Origin of the sequence: Pseudomonas orientalis, assembly GCF_001439815.1 — a bacterium.
Classification (GTDB): Bacteria; Pseudomonadota; Gammaproteobacteria; order Pseudomonadales; family Pseudomonadaceae; genus Aquipseudomonas; species Aquipseudomonas orientalis.
In genome coordinates, this window is the sequence record NZ_JYLM01000002.1 from 373,289 (window position 1) to 390,672 (window position 17,384).

Genomic DNA, 17,384 nt, shown 5'->3' on the forward strand with positions numbered 1-17,384 from the left:
CCTCCGCTTGGAATTATTATTTCACGGCGCCAAAGGACAGGCCGCGCACCAACTGCTTCTGGCTGATCCAGCCGAAGATCAGGATCGGCGCGCAGGCCAGGGTCGACACGGCGGACAATTTGGCCCAGAACAAGCCTTCGGGGCTGGAGTAGGAGGCGATCAGCGCAGTCAGCGGCGCGGCGCTGGAGGACGTCAGGTTGAGCGACCAGAACGCCTCGTTCCAGCACAGGATCAGCGACAGCAAGACGGTGGACGCCAGGCCGCCCTTGGCAATCGGCAGCAGCACCCGCACCATCTCCTGCCACAGCGTGGCGCCGTCCAGGCGGGCGGCTTCGAGGATGTCCTTGGGGATGTCCTTGAAGTAGGTGTACACCATCCACACCACGATCGGCAGGTTGATCAGGGTGTAGATGATGATCAGCGCAACGCGCGTATCCAGCAGGCCAAAGCTCTTGGCCAGCAGGTAGATCGGCATCAGTACGCCCACCGGTGGCAGCATCTTGGTCGACAGCATCCACAGCAGCGTGCCCTTGGTGCGCTGGGTTTCATAGAACGCCATGGAGTAGGCGGCCGGCACCGAGATCAGCAGGCACAAGGCGGTGGCGCTGAAGGAAATTACCACCGAGTTCCAGGCGTAGGCGAAGTAGTTGCTGCGCTCGTTGATGTGCAGGTAGTTCTCCAGCGTCGGCGTGAAGATGAACTGCGGCGGCGTGGCGAACGCGTCGATTTCGGTCTTGAAGCTGGTCAGCACCATCCAGAAGATCGGAAAGAAGATCAGGGTCGCGATGGCCCAGGCCAACGTGCCGAGCAACAGGCTTTGCAGGCGGCGGGATTGTTGAAGCGTCATGGCGCGGCCCTCAAGGCTTGTCAGTCAGGTTTTTGCCGATCATCCGCACCAGGATGATCGCCGCGATATTGGCGATGACCACGGCAATCAAACCGCCGGCCGAAGCCATGCCCACGTCGAACTGCACCAGCGCCTGGTTGTAGATCAGGTAGGCGAGGTTGGTCGAGGCGTAGCCGGGGCCACCGTTGGTGGTGGTGAAGATTTCGGCGAACACCGAGAGCAGGAAGATAGTTTCGATCATCACCACCACTGCAATCGGCCGGGCCAGGTGGGGCAGGGTCAGGTGCCAGAAGATCGCAATGGCGCCGGCGCCGTCCAGGCGGGCGGCTTCCTTCTGTTCCTGGTCGAGGGACTGCATGGCGGTCATCAGCAGCAGGATCGCGAAGGGCAGCCATTGCCACGACACAATGATGATGATCGACAGCAACGGGTAATGCGCCAGCCAGTCCACCGGCTCGGCGCCGAAGAACTTCCACACGGCGGCGAGAATCCCCGACACCGGGTGGAAAATCAGGTTCTTCCAGATCAGCGCGCCGACGGTGGGCATGATGAAGAACGGCGAGATCAACAGCACCCGCACGATGCCACGGCCCAGGAACTCACTGGCCTCCAGCAGCGCACTGATCAACACGCCGAACACCACGCTGATCAACAGCACGCTGCCCACCAGCAGCAAGGTGTTGGTGGCGCCGGGCAAGAAGCCCGAGTCGGTGACGAAATAGGTGAAGTTTTCCAGCCCCACGAACTGGTTTTCGCCGGGGTAGAGCAGGTTGTAGCGGATCAGCGAAAAGTACAGGGTCATGCCCAGCGGCACGATCATCCACAGCAGCAACAAGGCCACGGAGGGGCTGACGAGAAACCAGCCGGGGTTGGCCAGACGGTTTTTGGGCGTTGTATTCATGATATTCAAGGCCAGTGCAAAACAGGAATCGGAGCGCGGTCAGTGTGGGAGGGGTGAGGCTGGCTTATTTGGGGTAACCGGCCCGCTTCATTTCCCGCTCAGTGGTGGTCTGCGCGGCAGTCAATGCGGCATCCACCGTCTGCTGACCGGTCAGCGCACCGGAGAAAAACTTGCCGACCTGGGTACCAATCGCCTGGAATTCAGGAATGGTCACCAATTGGATACCGATATACGGCACCGGCTTCTCGGTAGGCTTGGTCGGGTCCGCCACTTTCAGCGATTCCAGGGTCACCTTGGCAAACGGCGCGGCCTTCATGTACTCATCGCTGTAGGTCGACTTGCGCGTGCCTGGTGGGACGTTGGCGACGCCGTCGGTCTTGGCGACCAATGCGCCATACTCCTTGGAGGTGGCCCAACTGGTGAACACCTTGGCGGCGTCCTTGGCCTTGGAACTGGTCGGGATCGCCAGGCTCCAGGAGTACAGCCACGAGGTGCCCTTGTCGGTCTTCTCGTGGGGGGCGAAAGTGAAGCCGACATGGTCAGCCACTTTGCTCTGGGTCTTGTCGGTGACAAACGAGCCGGCCACGCTGGCATCCACCCAGATCGCGCACTTGCCGCTGTTGAACAGCGCCAGGTTTTCGTTGAAACCGTTACTCGACGCACCCGGCGGGCCGGATTTCTTCATGTTGTCGACGTAGAAGTTCAGCGCGTCCTTCCATTCAGGGCCGTTGAATTCGGGCTGCCACTTCTCATCGAACCAGCGCGCGCCGAAGCCGTTGGCCAGGGTGGTGATCAGCGCCATGTTCTCGCCCCAACCGGCTTTGCCGCGCAGGCACAGGCCGTATTGCTCTTTGGATTTGTCGGTGAGTTTGGCCGCGAATTCGCCGATCTGGCTCCAGGTCGGGTGCTCGGGCATGTTCAGCCCGGCGTCCTTGAACAGGTCGGTGCGGTAATAGGTGATCGAGCTTTCGGCATAGAACGGCAGGGCGTACAGCGAGCCCTTGACGGACAAGCCATCACGCACCGAAGGGAACACGTCATCAAGGTCGTAGGACGCCGGCAGGTCCTTCATGGCTTCCAGCCAACCCTTGGCGCCCCAGAGTGCGGCTTCGTACATGCCGATGGTCAACACGTCGAACTGCCCGCCCTGGGTGGCGATGTCAGTGGTCAGGCGTTGGCGCAGCACGTTTTCTTCGAGCACCACCCAGTTCAGCTTGATCTCCGGATGCTCGGCCTCGAAGGTTTTCGAGAGCTTCTGCATGCGGATCATGTCGCTGTTGTTGACGGTGGCAATGGTCAGGGTTTGCGCGCCAAAGCTGACGGCGCTGAGGGTCATGCATGCAGTCATGCAGGTAGAGGCAAGCAGTACTTTTGCTGTGAACTTCATCGCGCACTCCATTTCCGCGCCCAGGGGCTACGGAAGGACAGTTATTGTTGTTGTGTCTTCCTATCAAGGTGGCAGGAAGAGTGTGCGTTGATTACAGCCTTGAAATGGGGTTGTGACAAATCCTTGGGCGCACGCTCACTGATACTTTTTTGCACTCGGTGATCGCCCTCAAACGCAGCTTGAGGGCGATCAAGGCAGGGGTTAGCGCTCGATATCAGCTAATACCCGTTCAGCCAGCAGCCGAGACACCTCGATCAACTGCGCAATACCCAGCGCGCCTTCGCGGCGTGAGCCGTCGAGGTCAAAGGCGAAATCGCAGGTGAGGGCGTAGGCAGAGGCGAGGGATTCGCTGAGGTTGACCAGCAGGTCTTGGGTGCAGATGCCGTCTTTAACGGTGAATAGCACGCTGGCAGGAGGATTTGGGGTGGGTTTGATCATGGTGAAACTCCGGAGATTAAAGGAGCTGCCATTGATCGCCGCGACGCGATGGGGGTGGCAGCTGTACGCAGGTTCGCGGACCGACTCTCCAGAACATCGGCATACCCGAAGGTATCCCGCGCACAGCCGCCATAGCGCCGCACAGTAGACGATAAAAAAGCGCCAACTGAAAGGACACATGACGCTTTTGCGTCTGAAGAAATACGGGCCGCGACGCCCGACCGCTGCGTGTGCAGCGGTGTACGGAGACTAGAGATTGAGTGTCCTAGGGACAACCTCAAATCCTTGTCAGACGTTTCTGTTTGCCCCGACACCCAGCCGAACGGCCAATTTCAAGCCAAATTCTGCTCCGTCAACCGCTGCACCGCCAACCGCCGATAATGGGACGGCGTCATCCCCTTGAGCTGCTGAAACCGCCGATTGAAGTTGGAAATATTGTTGAAACCCGACTCAAAGCACACATCCGTCACCGCCTTGTCGCCATCGGCCAACAGTTCGCAGGACTTGCTGATGCGCAGCCGGTTGACGAACTCAATGAACGTGCGCCCCGTAGCCTGTTTGAACACCCGGGAAAAATACGTCGGCTTCATCCCCAGGTACTCCGCCACTTCTTCCAGCGGCAACTCCCGGGCGTAGTGGGCAAAGATGTAGTCCACCGCGCGGTTGGTGCGGTCGATGCTATGTTCATCGGCTTGCTGCGGGGTGGTCACGCCGGACAGCAACTGGTAGTCCTCACAGGCGCTTAACACTTCCAGCAAGATAAAGAAGTGCCCCAGGCGCGCCATGCCGTGGGCGTCTTCGATTTGCTGCATTAGGGTCATGGCCTGGGTGATGGTCTTTTTGCAGCGGAATTCGATGCCGTATTGGGCACGCTCGAGCAACGGCGTCAGGCTCTTGAGCTCGGCAAAGATGTGGCTGCCGTGCTCGAACAACTCGTCGGTGAAGTTCACCAGCATGTCGCGCTTGGGCACCACTTCGTCTTCTTCCACCTGGCTGATCCAGTTGTGGGGCAGGTTGGGGCCGGTGAGAAACAGGCTTTCCGGGTAGAAGTTGCCGATGTAGTCACCGATAAATACCTTGCCCGAGCTGGCGACGATCAGGTGCAGCTCGTATTCCTTGTGGAAGTGCCAGCGCACCAGCGGGCAGGGGAAGCCGTGCTGGCGATAGATGATGGACAGGCCGTTGTGGTCGTCCATCAGCTCGTAGGAAGGATCGGTGATGCGCGTTGCTCGGGTCATGTTGCCGTCGCTTTATTGTGGTCGCTGCGTAGGATAATGCCCCGTCGCGCACGACCTCGCCAGCGGTAGCTTATACGTTGCGGTTCTTCGCCTCGATCCATTGGGCCATGTACTGGGTACTCTTGTGCGCATGATGGCGCAGCATGCTGCCGGTGAAGTTGTCCCGGCGATGGGCGGCGAGGTGGCGGCGGCATCGCTCCAGGCACTCGACCAAGGCTGGCCCATGCAGGGCCTGGTCGTAACGCCGGGCCAGCAGTTGGCGCCCGTGTTCCTGGGCCTGGGTCCAGCGCTCGCGGTCCTGGTAGAGGGCCACGGCAGCGGCGGCCAGGGCCGGGGCGTCGTGGGCGATCACGCCGGGCCAGGGCTGATCATCGCCCATGGCTTCGGCGCCGATGGGGGTGGTGACACTGGGCGTGCCGCACAGCATGGCGTCGACCAGCTTGCCCTTGATGCCCGCGCCAAAGCGCAAGGGTGCCAGGCAGATGCGTGCGGCAGTCATGACTTGCAGCGCATCTTCGGCCCAGTTCATCACATGAAAGCCCTGTGCCGGGTTGTGCAGGGCAGTGGCCTTGGGCGGGGTGTAGGCGCCGTAGATATGCAACTGCGCGCCCGGCAATTGCTGGCGAATCAGCGGCCACAGACAGTGCTTCATCCACAGCACCGCATCCCAATTGGGCGCATGGCGGAAGTTGCCGATGCTGAGAAAGTGCGCACGCTCTTCAAACGGCGCAAACGCGGCGCCGGGCGGTTGCAACATCAACGGGCACCAGTGGAGGAGGGCGGCAGGCACCTTGAACTGTTCGGTGAGCAGGCGGATTTCCACGTCGGAGATCATCAGGCTGATGTCGCAGCGGTAAATCGCGGCGATTTCGCGCTTGGCCAGATCGGTGTCAGCCATGCGCTGGAACTCGTTCTCCAGCGCCGGCGCGAACAGGGCGCTGAAGTCGTCGCTGTCGGGGCTGGCTTTTACATGCTCCTTGAAACGCTGGTGGCGGGCGTCGCGCAGGCTTTGCAGGTCGGAGGTCTCCAGCACACGCAGGGCGTCGGGGCAGCATTTTTCGACGCGCCAGCCAAATTGCTCTTCCATCATGAAACGGTCGAACAGCACGATATCCGGGGCCAGTTCGCGAACAAAATCATCGAAGCTGCTGTTATTCAGTTCAATGGCGCATTCAGCGATGCCAAGGGCGGGCAAGTCGGCCTTGTGTTCGCCGATGGTCGCCGGGCTGCTGAAGGTAATGTCCCAACCTTGCGCCAGAAAACTCTCCAGGATTTGCATCATATGCCCGCCCGCAGCCGAAGAGCGGGGCTCCGGCCAGACGTAACCAATGACCAGGACTTTGGTGGCGGGCTGATTCATTAGCAGCGGTTTCCTTGAGGGACAGGCGAAAAGCGCGCAATTAAACCACAACCCGGCGACATGACAATTTGTGTCTGGCGGTAGGTAGCGTCGGCACTTTGTGGTTAACTTCGGCCTCTCGAATTCGTTTAACCAAAACCCAGCATAAGGATTCCGTTCATGGCTCAAGTCACCCTCAAAGGCAACCCGGTCCAGGTTGAAGGCGAACTGCCACAAGTCGGTACCCAGGCGCCCGACTTCACCCTGACCGCCGGCGACCTGTCGGACGCGACCCTGGCGACCTTCGCCGGCAAGCGCAAAGTGTTGAACATCTTCCCTAGCGTCGACACCCCGACCTGCGCGACCTCGGTTCGCAAGTTCAACGCCCAGGCCAACGACCTGAACAACACCGTGGTGTTGTGCATTTCCTCGGACCTGCCGTTTGCCCAGGCACGTTTCTGCGGCTCCGAAGGCCTGGATAACGTCAAGAGCCTGTCGGACTTCCGCAGCGCGGCGTTCTCCCAGGACTACGGCGTAGACATCGTTGAAGGCCCGCTGCGCAGCCTCACCGCTCGCGCCGTTGTGGTGCTGGATGAGAACGACAAGGTGCTGCACAGCGAACTGGTTGCCGAAATCGGCCAGGAGCCAAACTACGAAGCGGCCCTGGCTGTTTTGAAGTAACTGTTTCTGCGCATGACTGTCGTAAGGCAGTCACACGTATGATGCAAGATTGCGGCCTGGCCTAGTCCAGGCCGTTTTTATTTGGGTGTCAGCAGCTTAGCGAAACCGCCCAGGCACCAGGACCCGAATTTCAAAAGTTGTAAGCCCAAGGTAAATAGCCGGTAAAGGCGCTTTTCTAAATGCGCTCCAGTGCTTATCTTTCAGCCTCCCAAAGAAGAAGCTCTCGCGCCCAATGGTTGATCACTCCATGCAATCCTCCCCCCGCAACTCCCGCCGCTGGCTGTTTGGCCTGCTTGTGCTGCTGGTTATCGCCGGCCTGTGCTGGAAATTCTGGCCCGGCGGCGCGGCCCACAAGGACGCCCCGGCCGGGCACACCGGCAAGACCGGCATGGCGCGTCCGGGGTTTGGCGGCTCCACCGGCCCGGTGCCGGTGCGCGTTGCGCCGGCGGTAGTGGGGGAGTTCCCGGTGTACTACAAGGCCTTGGGCACGGTCACCGCGCTCAACACCATCAACGTGCGCAGCCGGGTGGGCGGTGAGCTGGTGAAGATCGCCTTTGAAGAGGGGCAAATGGTCAAGGCGGGCGACTTGCTTGCGGAAATCGACCCGCGCAGCTACCAGAACGCCTTGCTCCAGGCCCAGGGCACGTTGCTGCAGAATCAGGCGCAGTTGAAAAACGCCCAGGTCGATGTGGAGCGCTATCGCGGCCTGTACGCCCAGGACAGCATCGCCAAGCAGACCCTGGACACCGCCGAAGCGCTGGTCCTGCAATACCAGGGCACGGTCAAGACCAACCAGGGCGCGGTCGACGATGCCAAGCTCAACCTTGAATTCACCAAAATCCGCGCGCCGATTGCCGGTCGCGTCGGTTTGCGCCAGCTCGACGTCGGCAACCTGGTCGCCGCCAACGACACCACCGCCCTGGCGGTGATCACCCAGACCCAACCGATCAGCGTGGCCTTCACTCTGCCGGAAAACACCCTGGACACCGTGCTCACCCGTTATCACGCCGGCAACAAGCTGCCGGTGGAAGCCTGGGACCGTGGCGACGCGAAAAAGCAGGCGGTGGGCGTGCTGCAGAGCCTGGACAACCAGATCGACGTGACCACCGGCACCCTGAAATTCAAGGCGCGTTTCGATAACAAGGATCAGGCGCTGTTTCCCAATCAGTTCGTCAATGTGCATCTGCTCGCCGACACCTTGCACAACGTGGTGCTGGCGCCGTCCGCCGCGATCCAGTTCGGCAACAACGGCACCTTTGTCTACAAGCTCGATGGCGACAAGAAGGTCAAGGTGCAGCCGCTGGTGGTGGGCGATACCGACGGCGACAACACCGTGATCAAGCAAGGCCTGGCGGCGGGTGATCGGGTGGTCATGGAAGGCACCGACCGTCTCAAGGACGGCAGCGAAATCGAAGTGGTCAACGACAGCAGCGAAGTGCCGACCACCCCGACCGAACACCTGCAAGGCAAGCCCGCGGCGAAAGGGGAGACCGGTACTGACGCCGGCAAGGCGCAAAAGGTCGGCGCATGAACCTGTCGCGCCTGTTTATCCTGCGGCCGGTCGCCACCACGCTGAGCATGCTCGCCATCGTGCTGGCGGGCCTGATCGCTTACCGCCTGCTGCCGGTTTCGGCCTTGCCCCAGGTGGACTACCCGACCATTCGGGTGATGACGCTGTACCCCGGCGCCAGCCCCGACGTGATGACCAGCGCGGTCACCGCGCCGCTGGAGCGCCAGTTCGGGCAGATGCCCGGCCTGACCCAAATGGCGTCCACCAGCTCGGGCGGTGCGTCGGTACTGACCCTGCGTTTCAACCTCGACATCAATATGGATGTGGCCGAGCAGCAGGTGCAGGCCGCGATCAACGCCGCCACCAACCTGTTGCCCAAGGATTTGCCGGCGCCGCCGGTGTACAACAAGGTCAACCCGGCGGACACCCCGGTGCTGACCCTGGCGATCACGTCCAAGACCATGCTGCTGCCCAAGCTCAATGACCTGGTCGACACGCGCATGGCGCAGAAGATCGCGCAGATCAGCGGCGTCGGCATGGTCAGCATCGCCGGTGGCCAGCGCCAGGCCGTGCGCATCAAGGTCAACCCCGAGGCCCTGGCGGCCAACGGCTTGAACCTGTCGGATGTGCGCACCCTGATCGCCGCGTCCAACGTCAACCAGCCCAAGGGCAACTTCGACGGGCCCACGCGGGTGTCGATGCTCGATGCCAACGACCAGTTGGTATCCCCCGAGCAATATGCCGAACTGATCCTGGCCTACAACAACGGCGCGCCGTTGCGTCTCAAGGACGTGGCGCAGATCGTCGACGGCGCCGAAAACGAGCGCCTTGCCGCCTGGGCCAATGAAAACCAGGCCGTGCTGCTCAATATCCAGCGCCAGCCGGGCGCCAACGTGATCGAGGTGGTGGACCGGATCAAGGCCCTGCTGCCGAGCATCACCGATAACCTGCCGGCGGGCCTGGACGTGACGGTGCTCACCGACCGTACCCAGACCATCCGCGCGTCGGTCAAGGACGTGCAACACGAATTGCTGATCGCCATTGCCCTGGTGGTGATGGTGACGTTCCTGTTCCTGCGCCGGGTCAGCGCCACGATCATTCCGTCCATTGCCGTGCCGCTGTCGCTGGTCGGCACCTTTGGCGTGATGTACCTGGCGGGGTTCTCGGTCAACAACCTGACGTTGATGGCCCTGACCATCGCCACCGGGTTCGTGGTGGACGATGCCATCGTGATGCTGGAGAACATCTCCCGCTATATCGAGGAAGGCGAGACGCCCATGGCCGCCGCGCTCAAGGGCGCCAAGCAGATCGGTTTCACCCTGATTTCCCTGACCCTGTCGCTGATCGCCGTACTGATCCCGCTGCTGTTCATGGCCGATGTGGTCGGGCGCCTGTTTCGCGAGTTCGCCATCACCCTGGCGGTGGCGATCCTGATTTCCCTGGTGGTGTCCCTCACGCTCACGCCGATGATGTGCGCGCGCTTGCTCAAGCGTGAGCCGAAGGAAGAAGAGCAGGGGCGTTTCTACAAGGCCAGCGGCGCCTGGATCGATTGGCTGATCGAAGCCTACGGGCGCAAGCTGCAATGGGTGCTCCGGCACCAGCCGCTGACCCTGCTGGTGGCCATCGCCACCCTGGGCCTGACGGTGGTGCTGTACCTGATGGTGCCCAAGGGCTTTTTCCCGGTGCAGGATACCGGGGTGATCCAGGGCATTTCCGAGGCGCCGCAGTCGATTTCATTTGCCGCGATGAGCCAGCGCCAGCAGGAACTGGCGAAGATCATCCTGGCCGATCCGGCGGTGGAAAGCCTGTCGTCCTATATCGGCGTGGATGGTGATAACGCCACCCTCAATAGCGGCCGCCTGCTGATCAACCTCAAGGCCCACGGGCAGCGCGACTTGAGCGCGACCCAGGTGATCGCTCGCCTGCAACCTGCCATCGACAAGCTGGTGGGCATCCGCCTGTTCATGCAGCCGGTGCAGGACCTGACTATCGAAGACCGCGTCAGCCGTACCCAGTACCAGTTCAGCATGTCCTCACCGGATTCGGAGTTGCTGGCGCTGTGGAGCGACAAGCTGGTGCACGCCCTCGGCCAGTTGCCGGAACTCACCGACGTGGCCAGCGACCTGCAGGACAAAGGCCTGCAGGTGTACCTGGTGATCGATCGCGACGCCGCCTCGCGCCTGGGAGTCAGCGTCTCGACCATCACCGACGCGCTCTATGACGCCTTCGGCCAGCGGCAGATTTCCACCATCTACACCCAGGCCAGCCAGTACCGCGTGGTGTTGCAGGCCCAGTCGGGCGAAACCCTCGGCCCGGCCGCGCTCAACCAGATCCATGTGAAGACCACCGACGGCGGCCAGGTGCGGCTGTCGAGCCTGGCCCATGTGGAGCAGCGCCAGGCGCAGTTGGCGATTGCCCATATCGGCCAGTTCCCGGCGGTGATGATGTCGTTCAACCTGGCCCCCGGGGTCGCGCTGGGCAAAGGCGTGGAACTGATCAACCAGACCCAGAAGGACATCGGCATGCCGGTCGGCGTGCAGACCCAGTTCCAGGGCGCGGCCCAGGCGTTCGAAGCCTCGCTGTCGAGCACCTTGCTGCTGATCCTGGCGGCGGTGGTCACCATGTACATCGTGCTCGGCGTGCTCTACGAGAGTTACATCCACCCGATCACCATTCTGTCCACCTTGCCGTCGGCGGCGGTGGGCGCCTTGCTGGCGTTGCTGCTCAGCGGCAATGACCTGGGCATGATCGCGATCATCGGCATCATCCTGCTGATCGGTATCGTCAAGAAGAACGCAATCATGATGATCGACTTCGCCCTCGACGCCGAGCGCAACCAGGGCCTGGACCCGCAGACCGCCATCTACCAGGCGGCGCTGCTGCGCTTTCGGCCGATCCTGATGACGACCCTGGCGGCCTTGTTCGGTGCGGTGCCGTTGATGCTGGCCAGCGGCTCCGGCGCGGAACTGCGCCAGCCCCTGGGCCTGGTGATGGTCGGCGGGTTGCTGGTGAGCCAGGTGTTGACGCTGTTCACCACGCCGGTGATCTACCTGTATTTCGACCGTCTGGGCCGGCGCTGGCGCAAGGAACCGCAGAGCCTGGAGCCGGTTGAGTCATGAACCTGTCCGGACCTTTCATTCGCCGGCCAGTAGCCACCATGCTGCTGAGCCTGGCGATCATGTTGCTCGGCGGCGTCAGCTTCAACCTGCTGCCGGTGTCGCCGTTGCCGCAGATCGATTTTCCGGTGATCGTGGTGTCGGCCAGCTTGCCGGGCGCCAGCCCCGAGGTGATGGCGTCCACCGTGGCCACGCCGCTGGAGCGTTCGTTCGGCGCGATTGCCGGCATCACCACCATGAGCAGTTCATCGAGCCAGGGCTCCACGCGGGTGATCCTGGCGTTCGATTCCGACCGCGATATCAACGGCGCAGCGCGGGAAGTGCAGGCGGCGATCAATGCGTCGCGCAACCTGCTGCCCAGCGGCATGCGCAGCATGCCCACGTACAAGAAAATCAACCCGTCCCAGGCGCCGATCATGGTGCTGTCGCTGACGTCCGACGTGTTGCAGAAGGGCCAGCTGTACGACTTGGCCTCGACCATCCTGTCCCAGAGCCTGTCCCAGGTGCCGGGCGTGGGCGAAGTGCAGATTGGCGGCAGTTCCCTGCCGGCAGTGCGCATCGAGCTGGAGCCCAAGGCCCTCGATCAGTACGGTGTGGCCCTGGACGATGTGCGCAATACCATCGCCAACGCCAACCAGCGCCGGCCCAAGGGTTCGCTGGAAGACAGCGAGCGCAACTGGCAGATCCAGGCCAACGACCAGTTGGAAAAGGCCAAGGACTACGAGCCGCTGCTGATTCGCTACCAGAACGGCGCGGCGCTGCGCCTGAGCGATGTGGCGAAGATCAGCGACGGCGTGGAAGACCGCTACAACAGCGGGTTTTTCAACAACGATTCGGCGGTGCTGCTGGTGATTAACCGCCAGTCCGGCGCCAACATCATTGAAACCGTGCGCCAGATCAAGGCGCAGTTGCCAGCGTTGCAGGCGGTGCTGCCGTCCAGCGTCAAGCTCAACCTGGCCATGGACCGTTCGCCGGTGATCACCGCCACCTTGCACGAAGCCGAGATGACCCTGCTGATCGCCGTGGCCCTGGTGGTGCTGGTGGTGTACCTGTTCCTGGGTAACTTCCGCGCCTCGTTGATCCCTACCCTGGCGGTGCCGGTGTCGCTGGTGGGCACCTTTGCGGTGATGTACCTGTACGGTTTTTCGCTGAACAACTTCTCGCTGATGGCACTGATCCTGGCCACCGGCCTGGTGGTGGACGATGCCATCGTGGTGCTGGAGAACATCTCCCGGCATATCGACGAGGGCGTGCCGCCGATGAAGGCCGCGTACCTGGGTGCCCAGGAAGTCGGCTTTACGCTGCTGTCGATGAACGTGTCGCTGGTGGCGGTGTTTCTCTCCATCCTGTTCATAGGCGGAATCGTCACCAACCTGTTCCGTGAGTTTTCCATCACCTTGTCGGCGGCGATCATCGTCTCGCTGATCGTGTCGCTGACCCTGACCCCGATGCTCTGCGCGCGCTGGCTCAAGCCCCATGTCAAAGGGCAGATGACCGGCTTGCAGCGCTGGAGCCACCGCATCAACGAGCGCATGGTCGCCGCCTATGCCACCAGCCTGGACTGGGTGCTGCGCCATCGGCGCCTGACCCTGCTCAGCCTGCTGATTACCGTCGGCGTGAACGTCGCGCTGTACGTGGTGGTGCCGAAGACCTTCATGCCCCAGCAGGACACCGGCCAGTTGATCGGTTTCGTGCGCGGGGATGACGGGCTGTCATTCAATGTGATGCAGCCGAAGATGGAGATCTTCCGCCAGGCCGTGCTCAAGGACCCGGCGGTGCTCAGCGTGGCCGGCTTTATCGGCGGCAACAACGGCACCAACAACGCGGTGATGCTGGTGCGCCTCAAGCCGATCGCCGAGCGCAAAATCTCGGCCCAGGCGGTCATTGAGCGCCTGCGCAAGGAAGTGCCGCTGGTACCGGGCGGGCGCCTGTTCCTGATGGCCGACCAGGACCTGCAATTCGGCGGCGGCCGCGACCAGACCAGCGCGCAATATTCCTACATCCTGCAAAGCGGTGACCTCGCTGCGTTGCGCCTGTGGTACCCAAAAGTGGTCGCCGCCATGCGCGAGCTGCCGGAGCTGACCGCCATCGACGCCCGCGAAGGACGCGGCGCGGCCCAGGTCACGCTGATTGTCGATCGCGACCAGGCCAAGCGCCTGGGGATCGACATGGACATGGTCACCTCGGTGCTCAACAACGCCTACAGCCAGCGGCAGATTTCCACCATCTACGACAGCCTCAACCAGTATCAGGTGGTGATGGAGGTCAACCCCAAATATGCCCAGGACCCGATCACCCTCAACCAGGTGCAGGTGATCACCGCCGATGGCGCGCGGGTGCCGCTGTCGACCATTGCCCATTACGAAAACAGCCTGGCCGATGATCGCGTCAGCCATGAAGGGCAGTTCGCCTCGGAAAACATCGCCTTCGATCTGGCGCCAGGGGTCACGGTGGAGCAGGGCACTGCCGCCATCGAGCGCGCGATTGCCAAGGTCGGCCTGCCGGAAGACGTGATCGCCAAGATGGCCGGCACCGCCGACGCATTCGCCGCGACCCAGAAGGGCCAGCCGTTCATGATTCTCGGCGCGCTGGTGGCGGTGTATCTGGTGCTGGGCGTGCTGTATGAAAGCTATATCCACCCGCTGACGATTCTGTCGACCTTGCCCTCGGCCGGTGTCGGCGCGCTGCTGTCCATCTACCTGCTGGGCGGGGAGTTCAGCCTGATCTCGCTGTTGGGGCTGTTCCTGCTGATCGGGGTGGTGAAGAAAAACGCGATCCTGATGATCGATCTGGCGCTGCAGCTTGAGCGGCATGACGGCATGAGCCCGCTGGAGTCGATTCGCAGCGCCTGCCTGCTGCGCCTGCGGCCGATCCTGATGACCACGCTGGCGGCGATCCTCGGCGCGTTGCCACTGCTGCTCGGCGCCGGCGATGGCGCGGAAATGCGCCAGCCCCTGGGCCTGACCATCATTGGCGGCCTGGTGTTCAGCCAGATCCTGACCCTTTACACCACTCCGGTGGTTTACCTCTATCTTGACCGCGCGCGCCACCGCTTCAATGCCTGGCGCGGCGTGCGTACCGATGCTGCCCTGGACACTGCGCTATGAACGATTCAACCAACGCCAATGCACCCCGGCCCCCTGTAGGAGCGAGCTTGCTCGCGAAAAACGCGCATACGCCGCGTTCTTCCAAGCTCGGCGCGTTATCGTTGACGACCTTCGCGAGCAAGCTCGCTCCTACAGTGGGGTTGGCATTGTTGCTCAGCGCCTGCGCCATCGGCCCTGATTACCAGCGCCCACCCGTGGTCGAGCCGGTGCAGTTCAAAGAAGCCCAGGGCTGGCGCCAGGCCAATCCAAGCGACTCCCTGGCCCGTGGCGCGTGGTGGGAGCTGTACGGCGACCGCCAGCTGAACGACCTGGTGGTACGCCTCAACAGCGCCAACCAGACCGTCGCCCAGGCTGAGGCGCGTTTCCGTCAGGCCCAGGCCCTGGTGCGCAGCGCGCGCGGAGCCTTTTACCCCAGCGTCGACCTGAGCGTCGGCAAAACCCGCGCCAGCCAGGGCACCGGCAGCAGCAGCGCGAGCCTGAGCAGTTCGAGCAGCGGTATTCGCGACACCCTCAACGCGCAATTGGGCGTGAGCTGGGAAGCCGACGTCTGGGGCAAATTGCGCCGTGGCCTGGAGGCCAACGAAGCCAGCGCCGAGGCCAGCTCGGCGGATCTGGCGGCGATGCGCCTGAGCCAGCAGTCGGAACTGGTGCAGAGCTACTTGCAGTTGCGCGTCATGGATGAACAGACGCGTTTGTTGCAAGCCACGCTGGACACTTACCAACGCTCGTTGCAGATGACCGAAAATCAGTACAGCGCCGGTGTGGCCGGCAAGGACGCCATCGCCCAGGCGCGAACCCAGCTCAAGACCACCCAGGCCAGCCTGATCGACCTGATCTGGCAGCGTGCCCAGCTGGAAAACGCGATTGCGGTATTGATCGGTGAAGCGCCGGCCAATTTCAGCCTGGCCGTGAGCAAAGACATCCCGGCGTTGCCGCAGATTCCCGTGGGCCTGCCGTCGCACCTGTTGGAGCGCCGCCCGGATATCGCCTCGGCGGAACGCTCGGTGATTGCGGCCAACGCCAACATTGGCGTGGCCAAGGCCGCCTATTACCCCGACCTGACCTTGAGCCTGGCGGGGGGCTACTCCAGCAGCACCTATGCAGACTGGATCAGCCTGCCGAACCGCTTCTGGTCGGTAGGCCCGAAGTTGGCCATGACCTTGTTCGACGGCGGCCAGCGCTCGGCGGAAGTCGACCGCAGCGTGGCCAGCTATGACGAAACCGTGGCCAAGTACCGTCAGACCGTGCTGGATGGCTTCCGCGAAGTGGAAAACTACATGGTGCAGCTCAAGGTGCTGGCCGACGAAGCGGTAGTCAGCAACGAAGCGTTGGAGTCCGCCCGCGAGTCGTTGCGCTTGACCGAAAACCAGTACAAGGCGGGGCTGATCGCTTACCTGGACGTGGTGACCGTGCAGGCAACGGCCCTGAGCAACGAGCGCACGGTACTGACCTTGCTGCAGTCGCGGTTGGTGGCGAGCGTGCAGTTGATTGCGGCGTTGGGCGGGGGATGGGATGGGAACACCCGTCCGGCCGACCAAGATAAGTAGGGGTAACTCAATCTCGGGATGGCCTATGCTGCTACCCAAATGACACGCCTCGGTCAATGTGGGAGGGGCGGTGCGACGATTCGACTTGCCCCCGATGGCGGCCTCAGGGCCAACCAGGATGTTGTGTCGATCCTGACCCAAATGTGGGAGGGGGCTTGCCCCCGATGGCGGCCTCAGAGCCGACCAGGATGTTGGATCAGACCGAGTACATATCCGTCTCTGCGGTAACGGCCACTTAGGGTTCCGCCCTGACGGCGGCTCACTTTGGAAAAGCCCCAAAGTGAGCAAAGGGCTCTTGCCCCACCACTCGGCACCTCGCTTAGGCTCGGTGTGCCCGAACGAAGGCTTGAATCCGTGGGTCGCCGCAATGGGCCATCCCTGGCCCAGTGCGGCTAACCCGGCGTCCTGCCGGGTTACCCACGGATTCAAGCCTGCGTTCGGCCAGCGTGGTTTAACGGGGCGCCTGAGATCAAGGTCAAAAGCAGATCAAGATCAAGAGCGGCTCGCTTCGCATCGTGGTTACGGTTGGGTGCTACAGAATTGTGTAAATGCCTATGCCTATGCAGGGTGGGTTTGAGAGCATTAGTTTTTTACCCCAGTGGAGCCACCTGATGCCAGACAGCGTGTCACGCCTCGTCTACCGCGCACCTGTTGCAGAAGACCTGGAGCGGTTATTCGCCATCTTCGGCGACCCCCAGACCAACCTGTTCAATCCTGCCGGCCCCATGGCCCGTATTGAAGACGCCCAGCGCCTGCTGGGCCGATGGCTGCAGCAATGGTCCAGCAAGGGCTACGGCTGGTGGGCGATTGCGCGGCGGGAGAGCCCCGACCACATCATCGGTTTCGGCGGCATTGCACCGCTCGATTATCTGACCGCGCGGCGCATTAACCTCGGTTATCGATTCGCCGTGGAAGCCTGGGGGCAGGGCTATGCCACAGAGGTCGGACGCGATGCCTTGGCGTTGGCGTTCGACACACTGGGTCTGCCTGAAGTGTTCGGCCTGGTACGACCGGACCATGCGGCGTCAATCCGGGTATTGGAAAAAATCGGCATGCAGCCATTCGGCCTGCTGGACGATGTGCCCGGTCAAGCCCCCAGTTTGGTATTTCGCGCCTGTCATCCTACAACTGCCCCTGCCTGACATTCCATCCTCTCCCGTAGACCCTGGCTGTCTTTAATCTTTCAGATTGACACCGTCAGAACAGCCCGATATAAAAGTCGCAGTTGTACGACGACATATGACGTTACATATGTCCTACCTAACAAAAATAA

General features: G+C 62.2%; 12 protein-coding genes. 6 read left to right on the plus strand and 6 right to left on the minus strand.

Translation table 11 applies throughout. The annotated features are described in order from the left end of the window. Positions 1–16: 16 nt before the first annotated feature. The 6 genes from TU82_RS05980 to TU82_RS06005 form a co-directional block, all read right to left on the minus strand. On the minus strand, positions 17–847 hold the full coding sequence (locus tag TU82_RS05980; RefSeq protein ID WP_057722205.1) for a carbohydrate ABC transporter permease: 831 nt from the start codon (positions 845–847) through the stop codon (positions 17–19). Positions 848–857: 10 nt separating this feature from the next. Then, positions 858–1,748, minus strand: coding sequence for a carbohydrate ABC transporter permease (locus tag TU82_RS05985; RefSeq protein ID WP_057722206.1), 891 nt, complete (start codon positions 1,746–1,748; stop codon positions 858–860). Positions 1,749–1,812: 64 nt separating this feature from the next. Then, the gene (locus tag TU82_RS05990) at positions 1,813–3,135 is read right to left on the minus strand and encodes an ABC transporter substrate-binding protein (protein WP_057722207.1); all 1,323 of its coding nucleotides are present in this window, start codon (positions 3,133–3,135) and stop codon (positions 1,813–1,815) included. 201 nt (positions 3,136–3,336) lie between these two features. After that, positions 3,337–3,573 (minus strand): DUF6124 family protein, encoded by a 237-nt coding sequence (locus TU82_RS05995; protein ID WP_057722208.1) that lies wholly within the window; start codon positions 3,571–3,573, stop codon positions 3,337–3,339. A gap of 332 nt (positions 3,574–3,905) precedes the next feature. Further along, positions 3,906–4,811, minus strand: coding sequence for an AraC family transcriptional regulator (locus tag TU82_RS06000; RefSeq protein WP_057722209.1), 906 nt, complete (start codon positions 4,809–4,811; stop codon positions 3,906–3,908). Between the two features lie 70 nt (positions 4,812–4,881). Beyond that, a complete protein-coding gene (locus TU82_RS06005; protein ID WP_057722210.1) occupies positions 4,882–6,171 on the minus strand; it encodes a glycosyltransferase in 1,290 nt (429 codons plus the stop codon). Positions 6,172–6,330: 159 nt separating this feature from the next. Between TU82_RS06005 and tpx the strand changes: the two genes are divergently transcribed. The 6 genes from tpx (at position 6,331) to TU82_RS06035 (ending at position 17,253) form a co-directional block, all read left to right on the plus strand. Continuing rightward, positions 6,331–6,831, plus strand: coding sequence for a thiol peroxidase (tpx, locus tag TU82_RS06010; RefSeq protein WP_057722211.1), 501 nt, complete (start codon positions 6,331–6,333; stop codon positions 6,829–6,831). Between the two features lie 232 nt (positions 6,832–7,063). Beyond that, complete coding sequence (locus TU82_RS06015; protein ID WP_057722212.1) at positions 7,064–8,362, plus strand: MdtA/MuxA family multidrug efflux RND transporter periplasmic adaptor subunit; 1,299 nt, start codon at positions 7,064–7,066, stop codon at positions 8,360–8,362. Then, positions 8,359–11,460: an MdtB/MuxB family multidrug efflux RND transporter permease subunit gene (locus tag TU82_RS06020; RefSeq protein ID WP_057722213.1), complete on the plus strand. Its 3,102-nt coding sequence runs from the start codon at positions 8,359–8,361 to the stop codon at positions 11,458–11,460. Before TU82_RS06015 ends, TU82_RS06020 begins: the two co-directional genes overlap by 4 nt. After that, positions 11,457–14,564: an efflux RND transporter permease subunit gene (locus TU82_RS06025; RefSeq protein WP_057722214.1), complete on the plus strand. Its 3,108-nt coding sequence runs from the start codon at positions 11,457–11,459 to the stop codon at positions 14,562–14,564. The genes TU82_RS06020 and TU82_RS06025 overlap by 4 nt, the downstream gene beginning before the upstream one ends. Beyond that, a complete protein-coding gene (locus TU82_RS06030; protein ID WP_156421641.1) occupies positions 14,561–16,111 on the plus strand; it encodes an efflux transporter outer membrane subunit in 1,551 nt (516 codons plus the stop codon). Before TU82_RS06025 ends, TU82_RS06030 begins: the two co-directional genes overlap by 4 nt. Positions 16,112–16,722: 611 nt before the next feature. Beyond that, a complete protein-coding gene (locus TU82_RS06035; protein WP_057722215.1) occupies positions 16,723–17,253 on the plus strand; it encodes a GNAT family N-acetyltransferase in 531 nt (176 codons plus the stop codon). The last annotated feature ends 131 nt before the right edge of the window (positions 17,254–17,384 follow it).

Bases quoted from the DNA above. Each gene is read 5' to 3' on its own strand.
- TU82_RS06025 (WP_057722214.1), top strand. From the start codon at position 11,457: ATGAACCTGTCCGGACCTTTCATTCGCCGGCCAGTAGCCACCATGCTG.
- TU82_RS06030 (WP_156421641.1), top strand. From the start codon at position 14,561: ATGAACGATTCAACCAACGCCAATGCACCCCGGCCCCCTGTAGGAGCG.
- TU82_RS06015 (WP_057722212.1), top strand. From the start codon at position 7,064: ATGGTTGATCACTCCATGCAATCCTCCCCCCGCAACTCCCGCCGCTGG.
- TU82_RS06035 (WP_057722215.1), top strand. From the start codon at position 16,723: ATGCCAGACAGCGTGTCACGCCTCGTCTACCGCGCACCTGTTGCAGAA.
- TU82_RS05990 (WP_057722207.1), bottom strand. From the start codon at position 3,135: ATGAAGTTCACAGCAAAAGTACTGCTTGCCTCTACCTGCATGACTGCA.
- TU82_RS06020 (WP_057722213.1), top strand. From the start codon at position 8,359: ATGAACCTGTCGCGCCTGTTTATCCTGCGGCCGGTCGCCACCACGCTG.
- tpx (WP_057722211.1), top strand. From the start codon at position 6,331: ATGGCTCAAGTCACCCTCAAAGGCAACCCGGTCCAGGTTGAAGGCGAA.
- TU82_RS05995 (WP_057722208.1), bottom strand. From the start codon at position 3,573: ATGATCAAACCCACCCCAAATCCTCCTGCCAGCGTGCTATTCACCGTT.
- TU82_RS05980 (WP_057722205.1), bottom strand. From the start codon at position 847: ATGACGCTTCAACAATCCCGCCGCCTGCAAAGCCTGTTGCTCGGCACG.
- TU82_RS05985 (WP_057722206.1), bottom strand. From the start codon at position 1,748: ATGAATACAACGCCCAAAAACCGTCTGGCCAACCCCGGCTGGTTTCTC.
- TU82_RS06000 (WP_057722209.1), bottom strand. From the start codon at position 4,811: ATGACCCGAGCAACGCGCATCACCGATCCTTCCTACGAGCTGATGGAC.
- TU82_RS06005 (WP_057722210.1), bottom strand. From the start codon at position 6,171: ATGAATCAGCCCGCCACCAAAGTCCTGGTCATTGGTTACGTCTGGCCG.